Source organism: Bradyrhizobium sp. USDA 3397 (genome assembly GCF_054060965.1).
On record NZ_JBSSDS010000001.1, the window covers coordinates 3,747,621 to 3,761,748 of the forward strand.

A 14,128-nucleotide genomic window follows, 5' to 3' on the forward strand; every position below is an offset into this window, starting at 1 on the left:
GCCGCGGCCTACTTCGCGAAGGAAGCGACATGAAGTTCGGTTTCATCGCGAAGCACCGGAATATCTGACCGGTGGCATGGCTATGCCAAGCAATGGGCGTATCGCGGTCGGGCTTCCATGCCTGGTTGGACCGATCGCCCAGCGCCAGATCCCGAAGCGACGAGACGGTAGGCCAGCGGGTCAAGGCAAGCTTCCTGCCAGTGACCGGACCTTCGGCGCACGGCGCGTCTGGAGAGACCTTCTGGCAGACGGTGTCGACTGCGGCCTGCATCGGATCGAGCGGCTGATGCGCCTGCAGGCCTTGCGGGCGAGGCCAAGGCACCGGCGCCTGCCGAAGGACGAAGGCGATCGTCAGATAGTGAACATGCCGGCGAACCTTCTGGATCGTCAGTTTGTGGCCGAGCGGCCGAACCAGAAGTGGATTGCCGACTTCACCTATATCTGGACCGCCGAGGGCTGGCTCTACGTGTCGGCCGTGATCGACTTGTTCTCGCGCCGGGTGGTCGGCTGGTCGATGAGCTCCAGTATGACAGCGCGATTGTTGCGGATGCCCTGTTGATGGCAGTCTGGCGGCGTGGCAAGCCGGATGCTCTGATGCATCATTCCGATCGCGGCAGCTACGTCAGCGAACAGTTCCAGCGCCTGATGGCAGACAGTGGGATCGTTTGCAGCATGAGCCGATCCGGCAACGTCTGGGACAACGCGGCCATGGAGAGCTTCTTCTCGTCGTTGAAGACCGAGCGAACCGAGCGCAAGACCTATCGCACCAGGAACGAGGCAAGAGCAGATGTGTTCGACTACATCGAGCGGTTCTATAACGCCGTCCGGCGTCATTCGACGATCGGATACCTCAGCCCTTTTGAGTTCGAACGCAAGGTGGGACTAGCTTAACCGGGTGTCCATCAAACCAGCGCCAGCTCAAGCCTGCATAGCCAGCTTAATCTGATTGCTTCTTGCTCATAATATTCGATTGTGGTTGCCTAAATTAGGAGACTGCTTCCCGTGCGAAACTCAACTTGATACGAAGCGGGAATGCCTCGGCCTCGCTGGCAGATCTTCCTGATCACTCGAAATGAGCGGCCGTACAAAGGATCGACCACCTCCGCAAATGATTCGTCAGACTCACTATTTGGGACATTCCTCGATCCCTCGCCGACCGGAATCGATTGGCGCAACCCGCAAGGTTGAGTTGCTCGCCCTCGCCCGGGGCGACGGCCGCCATGTCCGCTTTGTCAGGACCTGGCGCGCGTGTAACTCCTGACCGTTGAAGACAGGGGCTTGCCTTGATAACGGCCGAGCAGTAACGGGACCCGCTGGCGATGATGAGGATCGCCATAGCCGCGGCTCGACCGTAGTGACAAGCGAGCTCCCGGTCGAGCATTGGCATGAACTCATTGGCAACCCAAATCAAATGCGCCTGACGCGCTTGCAAAAACCCCGCGGGCGGGCGGTGCCCCCTCCCGAGGACCGGCAGGGGAATCGCATATGATTTTTGTGGGTCTATTGCATTGAATTGCAATATGGATTCTGAGGACGGCTCCCTGTTGATGGAGGGTGTCGGATGCAGAAGTTCAAGAAGGCCTTCCGGCGCTTGCCGGACCCGCGCGCGGCCAATGCGAAGCACCCGCTTCTCGAGATTCTTGTCGTCTCGCTGGCGGCTGTGGTTTGCGGGGCAGGCAGTTGCGCGGAGATTGCGGAGTTCGGACAGTCGAAGGAAGAGGTGCTGCGGCTTTTCTTGCGGGTTGGAGCATGGCGTTCCGAGCCATGACACGTTCAGCCGAGTGTTCCGTCTGCTGGATCCGCAGGCCTTCGAACGCGCGTTTCGTCAGTTCATGGCGGCATTTGCCAAGACCAATGGCCTTAAGCTTGGCGGCGTGGTGGCGGTCGATGGAAAGGCGTTGCGTGGCGCCTATGAGCGCGGCGCCAAGGCGACGCCGCTGCACCTGGTCAACGTCTTTGCAGTGGAAGCACGGATGGCCTTGGCGCAGCAGAAAGCACCTGGCCGCAATGAGACGGCGGGCGCCCTGGAGGTGCTGGAGCTCCTGTGCCTTGATGGCTGCATTGTCACGGCCGATGCGCTGCATTGCCACCGCGGTTTTGCTGAAATGGTGCTTAAGCGCGGCGGGGACTACGCCCTGGTCACCAAGGGCAATCGCGGCCCCTTGTTCAGACGGTTACGCAGCAGTTTGCCCGATCGGGCAAGCGCAGCACGACCCGGCAAACCGACAGCTCCATTCACGACCGGAGCGAGACGCGTACGGCGACCGTCATGCGCAACAAGACTTTGGCTCAACGCTTCCCCGGCGTCGCCGCCGTGGGCCGGATCACGTCGCGCAGGCGCCTGCACGGCCAGCGCGCCGATCCGGCGGTCGTTCGTTACTATCTCTTGTCGAAATACCTGCCGCCCAAGCGGTTGCTGGACGTCGCCCGCAGTCACTGGAGGATCGAGAATTGTCTCCATTGGGTCCTCGACGTCCACTTTGGCGAAGACGCAAATCGCGCGCGAAAAGATCATGCGCCGGAAAACTTCGCCATTTTGCGGCGGTTGGCTCTCAACATCTTGCGAACCTATCCCGACAAAAAATCCATCCGTCTCAAAATCAAGCGCGCAGGATGGGATAATGCCTTCCTTCTCCAGGTTCTCAGCCATATGCGATAGCCCTGCGAGGACCGGGTGTAGCGCGTCGATCTGGATGGGAAGGCGCGGCAATCTGGATGGCGAGTCAGTGTCGCGGCGAGGTCATGATTGCCGCGCAGATTGTCCCGCGCAAGAGTTTTGTTGAACTCTGATTGTCGCGGAGCGTCAATCAGCGACGGATTTGGGTGTCGCGTGCGCGGGCGGCCGTCCCGGACCGCGTTTTCGGTCGAGCGCGGTGCGCCTGCGATAGCTCTCGACGTTCATCTCGACGATGGTGGCGTGGTGAACGAGGCGATCGATGGCGGCGAGTGTCATGGCGGGGTCCGGGAAGACCTTGTTCCATTCTCCGAACGGCTGATTGGCGGTGATCAGCATCGAGCGCCGCTCGTAGCGTGCGCTGATGAGTTCGAACAGCACGCTGGTCTCGGCCTGGTCCTTGGTGACGTAGGCAAGGTCATCGAGGATCAGGAGATTGAAGCGATCAAGGCGGTTGATGGCGGCCTCGAGGTTGAGCTCGCGGCGAGCCAGCTGGAGCTTTTGCACGAGATCGGTGGTGCGGGTGAAGAGGACGCGCCATCCGTTCTCGATGAGGGCCAGGCCGATAGCTGCCGCCAAGTGGCTCTTGCCGCCGCCGGGCGGCCCGAACAGGAGCAAATTGGCGCCCTTGCCCAGCCAGCTGTCGCCGGCGGCGAGCGCCATCACCTGCGCCTTGGAGATCATCGGCACGGCCTCGAAGTCGAAGCTGTCGAAGGTCTTTCCGGCTGGCAGCCGCGCCTCGACGAGATGGCGCTCGGTGCGCCGGCGACCGCGTTCGGCGATCTCGTGCTCGGCAATGGTGGCGAGGAAGCGGGCCGCCGGCCAACCTTCCTTGTCGGATTGCTCGGCAAATTGCGCCCACAGCACCTTGATGGCTGGGAGGCGGAGCTCGTTGAGCAACAGATTGAGGCGCGCGGTATCAACGGTATTGGCCACGCTCATGCGGCACCTCCGGTCTCGGCAGTACCGATGAGGCATTCGTAGGTGGCAAGCGGCGCGAGCTGCACCACGACGTTCGGCAGCTGGGCGGGGTCCGGAGCGAAGTGAGCGCGCAGCCGGTTGAGTTCGGGCAGTCGGCCGGCCTCGAGGTCGGCTGTGAGCTGATCGGCGAGTTCGGCCTCGCAGCCACGCTCATGAGCGAGCGCGAGAAGATCGACCATGATCCGGCAGGCCTTCTTGTCCGGTAACCGCTCGCGCAATCGGTCGAAGGTTCTCCGATAGCCCTCGCGCGGGAACAGCCTGTCCCGATAGACCAGATTGAGAAGCGCCATTGGCTTGCGCCGCAGGGAATGGATCACGTGCCGATAATCGACGACCTGGTCGTGCTTGCCGCTGGGATGCGGCCGCCCGCGCGGCAAGGTCAGGAGATGCGTGCCGCCGACGAACACGTCGAGGTGATCGTCGTAGAGCCGCGCCCGCAGCCGGTGACCGATCAGGCGCGAGGGGACCGTGTAGAACACCTTGCGTAGGGTGAAGCCGCCTGACGACGTCACGCGGACGATCACCTCTTCGTAGTCGGAGGTGCGGCGATCGGGCAGCTCCTGCAATACCACGCGCTCGCTATCGATCCGCTTGGCGTTGCGGGCATTGCGGCGGCTGACGATCTCGTCGATGAAGCCGCGATAGGTGGCAAGATCGTCGAAGTCGACAGTTCCGCGCAGGAGCAAGGCGTCCGCGATTGCTCGCTTAAGATGACCGTGGGGCCCTTCGATCGAGCCATTCTCGTGGGCGACGCCTCGATTGTTGCGGGAAGGCCGCATGCCGTAGTGGGCACAAAGGGCCTCGTATCGCTGCGTCAGATCGTCCCGTGCATCAAGATCGAGATTGCAGAATGCGGCCGACAGACTGTCGGTCCGATGCTCCCGCGGCGCCCCACCGAGCGACCAGAGGGCATTCTGCAGGCCTTCGGCCAGGGCAACGAAGCTCTCGCCGCCAAGCACGACGTGGGCGTGCTCGAACCCGCAATAGGCCAAACGGAAGTGATAGAGACGATGATCCAGCGGTGCGCCCGCGATCGTCACACCCAACTCACCCATGTCTGTGAAGTCGGAGAGGCCGAGCTGGCCGGGCTCGTGGGTCTGGCGGAAGATCACCTCCTGCTCCTCGCCGTGGATCGCCCGCCAGGCACGGATACGTCGTTCCAGGGTACGACGGATACCGCTGCCGAGATCTGGATGACGTCGGAGCATCTCCTCAAAGACCGCCACCGGGCGTAAGCCAGGCGCCGCCTTCAGGATCGGGACGATCTCGGTCTCGAACACCTCGCTCAACGGGTCCGGTCGTCGCCGGCCGCGGGGAGCCTTCCTTTGCGATGGAAGTCGGGGGTCTCTCTCGATCCGATAAGCGGTCGACGCACTGAATGATGCCTTGGCCGCCGCCGCCGGCGGGCTATCGGTCTGACGGTACTTCATGTAGAGCCTCATTTGGTGATCTGTGATGTGTCGGCCGGGCAAGCGAGTGATTCCTCTTGGCGGAAGAACCACTTGCATAACCTGCCGGCCGCGATCACCAGTCGGCGCGGTCCCTCGCGGATCGCGCCGACGCCGGGCTCGTACCTCCGGTCGGGCTACGCCCTCCCTACGTCACGAGCCCGGCGAAACTCTCTCACCTTGATTGACGCGCTCTTCCATCCTGATCGCCGCGCGACAACCGGGAAGGCGCGGCCGACCGAGGCGTCGCGACCAGGTACCTAGCTTCCGCTTTAGCACGGTCAAGTCGAACTGACAGAGGTGGGACAGTCATAGACCACTGTGCCTCTCAAAGTGCGATATAATGAGCTTTGCTACGTGATCCGATTGATCTACCCCCGAGGCCAGCTTCGCATCGTATAGCCCTCCGGGATCGCTAAGATTAATATCTATAATGTAGGGGTAAGCCATATCGAGACCGACGAAATTGATTCCATAGTCCATCAGCTTTCGACCGACCAACTCAGCGAGCTCGACCTCGGTGGAATGCAATTCGACTGGAATTGGCCTCCCTCCCTGCGCGATATTAGACCTGTGATCATCAGGCGGCGCCTTGCGGCCGTGCCAAGCAACTGCGCGCCCGCAGGCAACGACGACCCGCTTTTCGCCCTCGCTCACTTCGGAGATGAAGTGCTGAAGAAGAGCGTATTGAGCCTTGAAACCACCCAGGCCGTATTCGTACTGGTGTCGCTCCGCAATAGAGTCGCGTTCCGTGAGACCACCGAATTGGCTCTGGGCATCAGCATTTCCTGTGAGGCATTGGAGGATCGTTCGAGCGTTTGGTCCGTTGGGAGGGAGCAAGAAGACGTTTTGTCCGCAATAGGCGTTTGGCGGTTTCGCAATCCACCAGAGATCGGGGCTCTGCCGATAGCGCTCCCAAAGTAGAGAGAACTCATTGGATGCATATGAAATCACTCTATGCTCTTTCGGCACGATGAGGCCCAACGCATGCTTTGTTTCTAGAAAAAACGTACCGTCAATGCTGTTAACGAAGGGAGTATGTTGCGAGGCTAGCCATAGCATTTGCCATACATCGCGGGAGATGCTGGTCGGCGCCCCACCGTTGAACCAGACGAGCTGACATTCGTCGATGAAATATACGCCCCGCCTCCCCTCCGCTGCGCAGCCAAGCTGGTGTGGCTCTTGGTCTGGGGATACCAATACTCCGCGAGTAAAATAGCGATAGTCTGCTGATCCTATGCCTGTGATTTCAGCGAAAATCACCTCCCATCCGAGACGACGGAACGCGTTACCGATAGGTACATCATTTTCACCCAGGCAATCGGGTCGGGCTGTGAGTATGAGCAGTCTCATCACATTTATCCTAGCTTGATAAGCACCAGCACAGCTGGCATAAACAGAGTGTTTTAGGCATTTGAGTGCCATCGTGTGCCGTTCCCTTTGGGTAGGCAAACATCGCCCCAAAATACCGTTCGTTGCGAACACGATGATCTTCTCTGCCCCGAGATGTTCGGGCGTTCCGCGCCTTGAGGCTGCCTCTCCGAAGAGCAATCTCCATGCCAGCCGAGATTTCGGTTATCTGAACCGCCTTTTCCTACCTAAAGAGGTATTGCGAAGGACATCGGTGGCTTGAAGCCGCCAAGCTGTGCGCCATTGTCAGAAACTATACGAGGCTTATTTGAGACAAGCTGTGCGCGACCACGGGCTGGCATCGCGGGCATGCAGTGCGCGCTCTGGCAACGCGAGGCGGTCAGACCGGGTGACGTTGAGGCATTAACAAAGCGGAGCGCAGATAGGGCGCGACGGTCAAGGACGCGGGGAGCAATTCCGGAAGTTCATCACCTTCTATTCTCCCTCCGGTAAGGGCCGCCTTGTCGGGTTAGGGCGCGTGCTGTGTAACAGCCCTTATGGACAGCAATAAGTTCAGTGCTCAGATTGAACGGTTCGAGGTTGTTGAGACTGGCCGTCGCCGTCGCTGGACCGATGATGAGAAGCTCAAGATCGTTCTGGAGAGTTTGCAGCCCCGCGCGCGGTCTCATCCACAGCGCGACGATACGGCATCTTGCGCTCGCTCCTGTTGACTTGGCGACGTTTGTTTTGGACGCGGACGAGCAATAGTGAACGACCTAGCCAGCCTTTGTGCCGGCGATGTTGATGCCGGAGCAGCCGCCGGCGGCGCCAGTAGCTTCAGTGGCGCCAGCGGGCTGATGCATGGAGATTGTCGTCGGCAAGGCCTGTCGCGTGTTGTGGACGCCGGCGTTGATATGACCGCGTTGTCTCGCTGTGGATCTGCTGGAGCGGCGATGATCCCGATCTCAGCAGGAGCGAGAATCTGGATCGCAATTGGTTACGCGGACATGCGCAAAGGCATGCAGGGTTTGGCATTGCTTGTGCAGGAGGGGCTGGGGCGAGATCCTCTTGCCGGCGATGTCTTTGTGTTCCGTGGTCGTGCTGGCACCCTGATCAAAGCCCTTTGGCACGACGGGATCGGGCTGTCGCTCTACGCCAAACGACTGGACCGTGGCCGCTTCATCTGGCCGACGACGGTGGATGGCGTGGTATCGCTGACCGCAGCTCAGATGAGCTATTTGCTGGAGGCGATCGACTGGCGACCCCTCAACAGCTGCGGAAGCCCCCATCGGCCCTGACGCTCACCGATTTGGACGCAACGTTCATCGGCGCGTTCCTCACCGACCTTGAGGTAAAGCGCGGCGCCAGCGCGAAGACGCGTAACCTGCGTCTGACCGCCATCAGATCCTTCTCCAGGTTCGTGTCCTTCGAGGAGCCGGCACACAGTGCGCTGATCCAGCGCGTGCTCGCCATACCGAGCAAGCGCCACGATAAGCGGCAGGTGCACTTCCTGACGCGCCTCGAGATCGAGGCGGTTCTAGCAGCGCCCGATCGAACGACGTGGCTTGGCCGCCGCGATCACACCTTGCTGCTGGTTGCAGCCCAGACGGGTTTGCGCCTCTCAGAGCTGACTAGCCTTGATCGGGATGCCGTCCGCCTCGGGTCTGCTGCACACGTACGATGCGTCAGTAAAGGGCGGAAGGAGCGCACCACTCCGCTCACCACACTCGCTCGGTGTGCGCTCCAGGCATGGCCCAAGGAACCGTTGCGGAAAGGAGCAAGAGCGTTGTTCCTGAACGTGCACGGGGGCCGGCTGAGTGCCGACAGCGTCCAGTCCCTGCTAGGAAAGCATGTTCGTGTCGCTCACAAGAGTTGCCCATCTTTGAAGGCCAAGAGCGTGTCGCCGCACGTGCTGAGGCACAGCGCAGCGAAGGAATTGCTGCAAGCCGGCGTCGACTACTCCGTGATCGCGCTGTGGCTCGGTCATGAATCGGTCGAGACGAGGCAGATGTACCTGCACGCCCACCTCGCCCTCAAGGAAGCTGCCCTGGCGAAGCTCAAGCCGTACGAGCGCGGCAAGCGAATCCGCTTCCAGCCGAACGACCGCCTGCTCGCCTTCCTCGAGGCGCTCTGACCGACCAGACTATGCCGAATGGAATGGGGCTGCCCTGCACGCGATCGACGCGTGCCGGCGTGACAAAGGCGTGCCATACCAAATCCGTTCGGCATAGTTCGGTGGGCGGCATAAACGGCCAAAATGAACGACGTGGATCCACAAGCCTGGCTCGCCGACGTCCTGGCGCGTATCGCTGCACATCCAGCCCAAAGGCTCGACGAACTGCTGCCCTGAAATTGGCGAGACCGAAACAAGCAAGTCAATCCGGCAGCCTGAGTGACCGCCCCGCGGTCCTCACCGGCTTTCAATTACCCACATTTAGCCGAATGGGCTGAGGGAGCACACAAACCATTGCACCCTGTCTGGCACCGATTCGCAGGGGGCGGTGCCATGGACGAAGAAGCCGACGCATGGTTTGATCGCGAGCTCGCTGGCTGCAGCCTTGCCGACGAGCGCCTGAACAAGCGGCGCCGCAAACTGGTAGCGCAGATCGGGAGCGCCATGGGCGAAAGCATTCCGCTGGTGTGCCAGGACTGGGCTAACACCAAGGCTGCGTATCGTTTTTTCTCCATCGACCGGGTCAGTGAGGCGGACATTCTGGCCGGCCACTTTCAATCGACGCGTGAGCGCACGATTGCCACCGGCGGTCCTGTTCTAGTGCTCCACGATACGACCGAGTTCAGCTATCAAAGAGAGAACTCAGACGCGATCGGGATCACCAAGAGCATAAACAGCGGCCAGGACAAGGCGGACCGCTTGAGATCGCACACGGTTTGCGGCATCCTGATGCACTCGAGCGTGGCGGTGACGACTGAAGGGCTGCCGCTTGGACTGACGGCCGTCAAATTCTGGACCCGGAAGAAATTCAAGGGGACCGCCGCGCTTAAGAAGAAGATCAATCCGACGCGCGTCCCATCGAGAAGAAGGAGAGCATTCGGTGGCTGGATAATGTCCGGCAATCCACGGAGCTGCTGGGCGATCGGGGGCGATGCGTTCATATCGGTGATCGCGACATCTATGAGCTGTTCTGCGCGGCTCGAGAAGCTGGAACGCATTTCGCGATTAGGACTTGCGTTTGACCGTTTGGCTGGGATGGAGATCACACGATCGCCGACGAAATGGACGAGGTCGCCGTCAAAGGACTGCATCGCGTCAACGTCAGAGACAACAACGGCGATCCGACGAGGCCATTCTCGAGATCCGATATCGCAAGATTCGCATCCTGCCGCCGATCGCAAAGCAGAAGCGCTATCCCGCGCTGACCTTGACGGTGATCCCTGCCGAAGAGCGCGGGACGCCGAAGAAAAGAAAGAAACTCGAGTGGAAGCTGATCACAGATCTGCCTGTTGGCTCCCGCACCGACCATTGAGAAGCTTGGATGGTATGCTTTGAGATGGAAGATCGAGGTGTTCCATAAGATAGGATTCTCAAATCGGGCTGCAGAGCTGAGGAGTCGAAGCTTAGGACCGCCGAGCGTCTGACGAATCTGATCTCGCTCTTTTGTATCCTGAGTTGGCGGGTCTTCTGGATAACGATGCTCAACCGTTTCGCTCCAGACGCTCCGCCAACCCTCGCGTTGACCGCGACTGAAATCGCCGTGCTCGATCGCTTCGTCAACGACAAACCAAAAGCCAAACAGAAAATGCTCTCGCACTATCTCATCAAGATCGCCCGGCTCGGTGGTTATCTCGCCCGCGTCAGCGATCCGCCCCCCGGCAATACGGTGATGTGGCGCGGGCTGTCACGCCTCACCGACATCGCGCTGGGCGCCATGGTCGGAGGAGAACTTGTGGGTAATTGAAAGCCTCACCGGATGCTTACCCCTTCTAGTCGGGACATGTGGTTGTTCACGGGCGAGGACAGGTCCGTTGTCATAGCCGTGGATCATGGCCTGAAACGTCCGAGAGCCGGCAGCTCTGGCAGCGCGTAACGTCGCGGCGCAAGATCGATTAGGACCGTGGTGCGGAGTTGCCGCTGAGCACCACGGTGCGAGCCCGCTCAACTTCAGCAGGATGTTGCATGAGCCCGGGTTAAATCGGCATGACCTGTAGTAAGGAATAGGGACGGAGAGTAACGAAGCAGGCGCTGTTTCAAAAATCACTTCGTCATGATCGTGTGGCTTTGCTCGCGCATGAATTGCGGGAGGAACCACGCACCGAGGCCACCCTTGCCGCTAATTCCCGAGCCTTTCCAGCCGCAGAAGGGCTGCGCGCCCGGCCATGCGCCGGTCGTCGCGCCGCTGGAACGGTTGGCATAGAGAACACCTGCTTGCGCAGTAGCCGAGGAAATATTGAAACTCATTCTGGTCGTGGGTGAAGATGCCTGCCGACAGCCCATAGGCGGTGTCATTGCCTTCGGCAATAGCGGCCTCAATGCCGTCGACGCCGCGAACGACGACAAACGGAATGAACAGCTCTTCGCGGGTGAGCTTGTCCGGTCGGTCGAGTTCGACTACGGTTGGCAAAACATAGTTGTCGGCAAAGCCCCGGCCGAATGCGGCGCCGCCGAAATGGACCTTTCCCTGACCATGCACCTCGGAAAGAGCGGATCTGAAACGCTCGACCATCGCGCCCCCGTAAAGAGGGCCCATGAGGTCTCAGCCTTTCGTGGATCGCCCACGACCAGCTTGGAGCAAATGTCCACGAGTTTGGCGATGAACTCGTGTTTGACTAAGTTATCAAAGTAAACGACCGAGCAAGCGGAGCATTTCTGCCCCTGCAATCCGAAGGCGGATCGGGCGATCCCTTGCGCGGCGCGCTCCAGATCCGCACTTTGCGTGACATAGGCACGGTCTTGCCGCCCATCTCGGCAATCACTGGTTTCATTCGCTCCCGCATCGCCGCGTGGCGAAAGATGCTCATTCCCGTCTTGTGCAAACCAGTGAACGCGACGCCGTCGATGTTGTCGTCCGCGGCCAGCATACGCCCGACCTCACCATCGCCAAGGATGAGATTGAACACTCAAGCCGGTAAGCCGGTCTTGCTCAGCGTTTCTGCTATCAATAGGCCGGTCAACGAGCATCCCGGAGAAGGTTTGAAGACGACCGAGTTACCCGTCGGCGCGCCTTCTTGCGGGGTTTATCAGACGGCTTCGTCGCAGGCGCATCGTCGTTCGCAGCTGCAGGCGGGGCGGCGCCGGTCTCAAGGTCGTCAAGCTCAAGCGCGAGTTGCTCGGCCACGAGCGTGGCAAGCCGCTCCGAGCGCTTCCCGAAGATTATCTCCTTGAGCGTCTGCATCGCCACGCGTAGCTTCTCGTTCTCGACGTCAAGCGTGAGCACCATCCTCGGTCAGAGCCGCCGGATCGGACGGGAGAGCATCGGGGCGAATCGCCATGATCGAACGATACATGCGCCCACTCCATGCTCCAGCGAAATCCTCACCTCTCGGCCAACAACGGCTTGACATCAAACCGCAATTAAAGGGCCGAATGACAGTTCATGAAAGGCGCTGTCGTTGTCAAACTCGAGGCCACGAACGGGCCAGGGAAATAGGCTTTGCGCGCGTTCGAGAGCCTCGACCACAAGAGCTGCTTCGCGCACGACGGGCGGAAGGCATGCGGTCCCCCCGTTGCGAGATCCACCATTGTTAGCGTCTGAATGAACGCGCCGGATACGGAAATGTCGCCATGCGCAACCAGATGCGCTTCGCAGTAACCAGTTGAGGTGTTCCCCAGTCATCGAACGAGCGCACCGGGACCTGGCGCCGTCCCGCACTCAAGAACGCCCGCCCGCCGTCGGCGTCCTCCGGCTGCTGCGATCCTTACCTCGCTCAGTAGGCGATCGATCGTCGCCGCGCTCGCCTTCCAAACCAGCGAGCGCTCTTCAGCAGAAAGAGTCAATCTGCCGTGCTGTTCAATTTCGCGAAGCAAGAGCGGGATCATCGCGAGGAGCCGCTTACTGCAGAGCCGGTCAGAGGCATCCCACATCGCAATCAGCGCATCGCGAATGGAAGACCTATACGTCCGGCCCCGCCGCCGCAGCGGGGCGATACCGATGATCCGTCCACTGAGAGTGCCCGGATCGCTTGCTTGCGATGCTCCCGTGACGGCGCAACGCTTTTCAAAGATCCGTCCCTCCTCGCGCCGACCGCCCGCTCGATAACGCTCGGCCAGCGCTGATGTGATCTTGCGCCTTGCGCGCATGCTGATTTCCCTGCCATGCCAGCCACCAAACTGACACGGCAGCTCCGCCCCAGACACGACGGGGAAGTTCTCCGGCAACATTCTTAATGAGGCAATGCGACTGCGGTGGGTCTCGTCACGACGAGAACTCCATGATCTGTTCTTGTTCATCGTTGTGTCTCGGCTCTCCACGTGAGAGCGCCTTGCAACACTGCGGGACAGCTTCCATGCCCGACGACAGGTAGCTGCAGCTAATTTCTCAGAAGAGACCCTGCTTACACCTAAATGAGATCCTCGATAGTCCTTCGTGCTGTTTCCCATAGTCAATGGCTTACTCTCCTGACGTTTCTTCGCGTGCGAGCGCCAGATCGCCTGATCATTGGATCACAATGCGTCCTTGCTCAAGACCCGCGGATCTCGCTCCGCAAGGTAAAACCACTCAGTGTCCGGGTCGGCGCAGGCGTTCGGAAATACGATAAACCCGTCGGTAGGCGAGATCACAGACGTGCCGTCTGAGCGATACGCGATAACGTCGCCGCGACAAAGACAGTCGAAGTTGTTCCACTCGCGCGCGAACCAATCCTTCGTACTGTTTCTGTCAACTACCTCGTACATACGTAACAATTGGATCTTCCGCTGAGGCGGTGGTGGTTCCGCGGCTATTAGCTTCAGGTGGGCGAGCACATTTCGGATCGCATTGTAAGCGCGCACTGGAGCAAGAGGATCTGTGTGTTGACCGCATTCTAGTGTCACGGCACACCCGCCGATTGACCGCATATAGTCGGTTATTCCCTTGCAGTGTTGAATTGAGCGGCCGCGCCTGAAAGCGCGCTGCATATTAGTTGATAGCCATCCATATAGCACCCGGTCGACTCCAAGGCGCCCGGCTAAGACCTCTTCGTCGCATGCTAACCCGAATTGCTGCGGATCGCGTGCGCTGCTTTGTGGACCAAGAAGTAACATTGGGCCAGATTGCCAACTGAATGAATGTATATCGATCAAGACTGTGTGTTCGGCAAGCAGCAGACACAATTCGTTCGTAATGACGTCTTCGTTATTTCGTGGCGTCGATGTTGGCGCGAAGTTGCGATTCAGATCGCGATCGCCGTTTCGAGTGCCACGTTTATATGCGAGGCGATTGGCAACTGGCACAAGCGTGAGCTGGCCAGCAATTAGTTCCAGCTCTCCGCATTCGAGTTCTTGCAGGATTCGCTCAATGGCTATTGGGCCGGAGGGCTCGTTTCCATGTACCGCGCCTAAAACAATTAGTCGGGCGCCAGGGCGCGGACCTCTGAATTTATGCGCATCAACAAATGTACGAAATGCAGCGGGTCGATTAGCCATCATAGCTACCTCTCGCGCCAGCCGAGTCGCAGGCCGGTTTTTCCGAGCTGGGCGGCCCATCGATCATCCTCTTGGTCGTCCTGGCAGTGCGGCACA

At 60.0% G+C, this 14,128-nt stretch carries 10 protein-coding genes and 4 pseudogenes; 7 read left to right on the forward strand and 7 right to left on the reverse strand.

What is annotated here, in order from left to right:
• Positions 1–2: 2 nt before the first annotated feature.
• Positions 3–891 (forward strand): annotated as a pseudogene (locus tag ACVWYQ_RS17320) (IS3 family transposase); the annotation flags it as partial.
• A gap of 670 nt (positions 892–1,561) precedes the next feature.
• A pseudogene (locus ACVWYQ_RS17325) lies at positions 1,562–2,659 on the forward strand (ISAs1 family transposase).
• Between the two features lie 144 nt (positions 2,660–2,803).
• On the opposite strand, the gene istB reads toward ACVWYQ_RS17325, so the two are convergent.
• The 3 genes from istB to ACVWYQ_RS17340 form a co-directional block, all read right to left on the reverse strand.
• Positions 2,804–3,616: an IS21-like element helper ATPase IstB gene (istB, locus tag ACVWYQ_RS17330; protein WP_456726090.1), complete on the reverse strand. Its 813-nt coding sequence runs from the start codon at positions 3,614–3,616 to the stop codon at positions 2,804–2,806.
• Positions 3,613–5,127: an IS21 family transposase gene (istA, locus tag ACVWYQ_RS17335; RefSeq protein WP_456726091.1), complete on the reverse strand. Its 1,515-nt coding sequence runs from the start codon at positions 5,125–5,127 to the stop codon at positions 3,613–3,615. The genes istB and istA overlap by 4 nt, the downstream gene beginning before the upstream one ends.
• A 285-nt stretch (positions 5,128–5,412) precedes the next feature.
• Entirely contained in the window at positions 5,413–6,456 is a 1,044-nt protein-coding gene (locus ACVWYQ_RS17340) for an ATP-grasp domain-containing protein (protein ID WP_456726092.1), read from the reverse strand.
• Positions 6,457–7,220: 764 nt separating this feature from the next.
• Here ACVWYQ_RS17340 and tnpB point away from each other — a divergent pair.
• The 5 genes and pseudogenes from tnpB to ACVWYQ_RS17365 all read left to right on the forward strand — a co-directional run bounded on the left by tnpB (position 7,221) and on the right by ACVWYQ_RS17365 (position 10,370).
• A complete protein-coding gene (tnpB, locus tag ACVWYQ_RS17345; protein WP_456726093.1) occupies positions 7,221–7,751 on the forward strand; it encodes an IS66 family insertion sequence element accessory protein TnpB in 531 nt (176 codons plus the stop codon).
• 11 nt (positions 7,752–7,762) lie between these two features.
• The gene (locus ACVWYQ_RS17350; protein ID WP_456726094.1) at positions 7,763–8,587 is read left to right on the forward strand and encodes a tyrosine-type recombinase/integrase; all 825 of its coding nucleotides are present in this window, start codon (positions 7,763–7,765) and stop codon (positions 8,585–8,587) included.
• Between the two features lie 114 nt (positions 8,588–8,701).
• Positions 8,702–8,803: pseudogene (locus ACVWYQ_RS17355) on the forward strand (transposase domain-containing protein); the annotation flags it as partial.
• Between the two features lie 156 nt (positions 8,804–8,959).
• On the forward strand, positions 8,960–9,961 hold the full coding sequence (locus tag ACVWYQ_RS17360; RefSeq protein WP_456726095.1) for an IS4/Tn5 family transposase DNA-binding protein: 1,002 nt from the start codon (positions 8,960–8,962) through the stop codon (positions 9,959–9,961).
• A gap of 142 nt (positions 9,962–10,103) precedes the next feature.
• On the forward strand, positions 10,104–10,370 hold the full coding sequence (locus ACVWYQ_RS17365) for a hypothetical protein (protein WP_456726096.1): 267 nt from the start codon (positions 10,104–10,106) through the stop codon (positions 10,368–10,370).
• Positions 10,371–10,742: 372 nt separating this feature from the next.
• Here the strand turns inward: ACVWYQ_RS17365 and ACVWYQ_RS17370 are convergent.
• The 4 genes and pseudogenes from ACVWYQ_RS17370 to ACVWYQ_RS17385 form a co-directional block, all read right to left on the reverse strand.
• A pseudogene (locus tag ACVWYQ_RS17370) lies at positions 10,743–11,583 on the reverse strand (aldehyde dehydrogenase family protein).
• The gene (locus tag ACVWYQ_RS17375) at positions 11,580–11,849 is read right to left on the reverse strand and encodes an IS66 family transposase (protein ID WP_456726097.1); all 270 of its coding nucleotides are present in this window, start codon (positions 11,847–11,849) and stop codon (positions 11,580–11,582) included. The pseudogene ACVWYQ_RS17370 and the gene ACVWYQ_RS17375 overlap by 4 nt, the downstream one beginning before the upstream one ends.
• 392 nt (positions 11,850–12,241) lie before the next feature.
• The gene (locus ACVWYQ_RS17380; protein WP_456726098.1) at positions 12,242–12,859 is read right to left on the reverse strand and encodes a hypothetical protein; all 618 of its coding nucleotides are present in this window, start codon (positions 12,857–12,859) and stop codon (positions 12,242–12,244) included.
• A gap of 213 nt (positions 12,860–13,072) precedes the next feature.
• Positions 13,073–14,092, reverse strand: a complete 1,020-nt coding sequence (locus tag ACVWYQ_RS17385; protein ID WP_456726099.1) for a succinylglutamate desuccinylase/aspartoacylase family protein — start codon at positions 14,090–14,092, stop codon at positions 13,073–13,075.
• Between the last annotated feature and the right edge of the window lie 36 nt (positions 14,093–14,128).